The organism is Oleiphilus sp. HI0125 (genome assembly GCF_001635355.1).
Genome location: NZ_LWGF01000763.1, coordinates 1 through 2,460, shown reverse-complemented (window position 1 = coordinate 2,460; position 2,460 = coordinate 1). Strand labels below are relative to the sequence as shown.

The following is a 2,460-nucleotide window of genomic DNA, read 5'->3' as shown; positions in this document are numbered from 1 at the left end:
ATCAATAGAACTGTCGTTACAAGCTAATAGCCAAGCACCTATGGTTGAATGGCTTGCTCAGACTGTTAACACCGAGAGCACTATTACCTTGGCAGGGTTCGCGATTGAAAAGCGTTCTGACGCATGGAATGCATCGATTAAGCTGAATATAGCCGCAGGAGTTACGTATGAATAACTTCAATACGCTTACCCTGCGCGAACGGATACTAACGACTTTTGCGTTGTTGGCGGTTTTGATTCTTGCTTATGTGTCTTTTGTGGTGCCTCACAAGAGTGCGCCACAGGTGTTCAATATCGAACTGCCTCAAACTGAGGCCTCTTCCTTATCTGATAATTCAAAAACCACAGAACTTGCGAATTCTTTGCTTCAAGCACCGCCGGGTAGTCAAATACTTAGCCAGGTCATCGGCGAGTTATTGAATGAAGTTCAAAAGGTTCAGTATCTAGGCTCTCAGTTTTTATTTGAAGCACCGGCATCTGACGTTGAGTTCTATCAGCATCGTTTCCGTATCTCGGCAGATGCAAGTCAGTCTGATTTAGCACGTGTTATGACTTATGTTGAGAACAAGTCTTACTTGGACTTACAGGTATTAGATTGGCAGTCGCAAACAGATTCAGGCGCCTTAAATTTTGAGTTGGCGGTGATTAACACTGAGCCTCGTTGGCTAACAGTCAAGGAGCCTAGTCATGCTAGATAAAAGAAAGCAGCCATTAGGTGAGTTACTGATTCAAGAGGGATTTATCTCCCAGGATCACCTTGATCAAGCACTCGCGAGTCAGAAAAAATCAGGCGTTAGGCTCGGCAAAATCCTAATTGAAAAACAGTTTATATCTGAAACGGATTTGCTCGCGTTACTGTCTCGCCAGCTTAAGCTCCAGTTTGTTGATCTTAATCAGCAAGGAATGAATCTCGAGTTAAGCATGCAGCTGCCTGAAACGATGGCGAGACGATTACGCGCGATTGTTTTATCTGATAATGGGCGTACAAGTCTAATCGGAATGGCTGATCCTATGGATTTAGCCGCAGTTGATGAGATAGCCAAAAAGCTTGGTCACGATGTTGAAGTGGCGGTAATTCGCGAGTCTCAGTTACTTGTTGCGTTCGATGAGGTCTACAAGCAGAACGAAGAGATCTCAACCATCGCTACCGAGTTAGATTCGGAGTTATCCGCGCAGGTTTTTGATATCGCGCAATTGAGCCAAGCCGATGTTGACGATAGTGATGCGCCCGTTGTTCGTTTGCTGCAAACTATTTTTGAAGATGCAGTATTAGCGCGTGCTTCGGATGTCCATATAGAGCCAGAAGAAACCGTGATCCGTATTCGCCGTCGTGTAGATGGTGTGCTCAGTGAAACAGTGATGCGTGAAACAAGAGTTGGAGCGGCGCTAGTGCTTCGACTTAAGTTAATGTGCGGCTTAAATATATCTGAAAAGCGTCTGCCTCAAGACGGGCGTTTCAATATTCTCGTTAATGGACGTTCGATTGACGTGCGTCTTGCGACACTTCCGACACAGTTTGGTGAAACCGCTGTATTGCGTCTCTTAGATCAAAGCCAGCAAGTTCTGAATCTGTCTGACACAGGTATGCCTCCTGAGATTGAAGTGCGATTCAAACAAGCTCTGGCACAACCGCATGGCATGATTCTGGTAACTGGGCCAACCGGTAGCGGAAAAACCACAACGCTCTATGGGGCTCTGAAGTTTTTAAATAAACCTGAGCTCAAAATAGTGACTGTAGAAGACCCTATTGAGTACCGGATGAGCCGACTTACGCAAATTCAGGTGAACCCCAAAATAGGATTAGATTTTGCCTCTGTTGCGAGAGCGAGTCTTCGTCATGACCCAGACGTGCTTTTAGTCGGTGAAATGCGGGATGAAGAGACCGTCGATATCGGCTTAAGGTCGGCGATGACGGGACACCTAGTATTGTCCACGCTTCATACCAATGATGCGATTTCGAGTGCACTGCGTTTAATGGATATGAAAGCAGAGCCCTACATGATTGCGGGTTCTATCTATGGGGTATTAGCACAACGCTTAGTAAGACGTTTGTGTGAGCAATGTGCTCAAGAAACTCATTTAGATGAGCATGAGAAGGTTCTAGTTGAAGAGCTTTTAAAGAATGACAATGGGCTATCTGATGAAGACCTTTCATTCAAAGCTCCTCAAGGTTGTCCGGCATGTTCGAATACTGGTTATAAAGGTCGTGTCGGGGTGTTTGAATGGCTCGAGTTGGATGAACCATGTTTAGAAGCTTTAAGGCAAAATGAGACACGGACCTTCATTCAACATGCTCGACAGGCTAAACACTATCAGCCTCTCGCTGTATCTGCCTTGCATCTCGCTATGAATGGTGTCACTTCTTTAGAAGAAGCACTGAAGGTTGCTGGTTATGCCGAGCTTTGAGTATCAAGCCCGAGATCAAAAAGGTGCGTTGCACCACGGTGTAATGGAAGCAGC

General features: G+C 45.7%; 2 protein-coding genes. Both read left to right on the top strand.

The window, feature by feature from the left end:
* Positions 1–167: 167 nt before the first annotated feature.
* Complete coding sequence (locus A3762_RS12010; protein ID WP_068475265.1) at positions 168–698, top strand: hypothetical protein; 531 nt, start codon at positions 168–170, stop codon at positions 696–698.
* Entirely contained in the window at positions 688–2,406 is a 1,719-nt protein-coding gene (locus A3762_RS12005) for a GspE/PulE family protein (RefSeq protein WP_068475267.1), read from the top strand. The genes A3762_RS12010 and A3762_RS12005 overlap by 11 nt, the downstream gene beginning before the upstream one ends.
* Positions 2,407–2,460 lie beyond the last annotated feature (54 nt).